General features: G+C 67.1%; 1 protein-coding gene and 1 pseudogene. Both read right to left on the bottom strand.

Annotated features, from left to right (window positions below):
• Positions 1-695: alpha-ketoacid dehydrogenase subunit beta (locus ABT354_RS37985; RefSeq protein ID WP_351502637.1), on the bottom strand; the 695-nt coding region annotated here is incomplete at its 3' end.
• A gap of 2 nt (positions 696-697) precedes the next feature.
• Positions 698-1,023, bottom strand: a pseudogene (locus ABT354_RS37980) (pyruvate dehydrogenase (acetyl-transferring) E1 component subunit alpha); the annotation flags it as partial.

Here is a 1,023-nt window from a genome sequence, read left to right as displayed (position 1 = left end):
ACCGAACGCCCCTCGGAGGCGGCGGCCTCGGCAGCCTCCAGACACACCTTCACCATCGGCCCGTACGCCACCAAAGTCACATCCGAACCCTCACGCGCCACCCGCGCCGCATGCAACGACGCCGGGACGGCCGAGGTGTCGACATCGCCCTTGTCCCAGTAACGCCGCTTCGGCTCGAAGAAGATCACCGGATCGTCGCACTCCACCGCCTGCCGCAGCATCCAGAACGCGTCCGACGGATTCGACGGCGTCACCACCTTCAACCCCGCCACATGTGCGAACAGGACCTCGGGGGATTCCGAGTGGTGCTCCACCGCGCCGATCCCACCCCCGTAGGGGATGCGGATGACGACCGGCAGCCGGACCTTCCCCAGCGCCCGGGCGTGCTGCTTCGCCAGCTGCGTCACGATCTGGTCGTACGCCGGGAACACGAAACCGTCGAACTGGATCTCCACCACCGGCCGGTAACCCCGCAACGCCAGCCCGATCGCCGTCCCCACGATCCCCGACTCCGCCAGCGGCGTGTCCACCACCCGCTCCTCACCGAAATCCTTCTGCAACCCATCGGTGATCCGGAACACACCCCCCAGCTTCCCGACATCCTCACCCATCACCAGCACCTTCGGATCCGACTCCAAAGACACCCGCAACGACTCGTTCAACGCCTTCGCCACCGACAGCCGCACAGCACCCACGATCAGACACCACCCTCGGAACCCTCGCCGGAACCGCCGGCACCCTCGGAACCGCTGCCACCCTCGCTGTCGGCGAAGGACGCCTGATACGCCAGAAACTCCGCCCGCTCCTCGTCCACCAGCGCATGCCCGTCCGCATACACATGATCGAACATCGACACATCCACCGGATCCGGCATCGACCGCACCGCCTCCCGCACCCGACGCGCCAACACCCCGCTCTCCTCCTCCAACGAAGAGAAGAAGGCATCGTCCGCCAGACCCTCACGCTCCAGCAGCACCCTCAACCGCGCAATCGGATCCCGCGCCTCCCACGCCGCACGCTCAC

Origin of the sequence: Streptomyces sp. NPDC000594, from assembly GCF_040299965.1 — a bacterium.
GTDB lineage: Bacteria > Actinomycetota > Actinomycetes > Streptomycetales > Streptomycetaceae > Streptomyces.
Note: the sequence above shows the minus strand (reverse complement) of the source record. Positions and strands in the feature narration are given on the sequence as shown.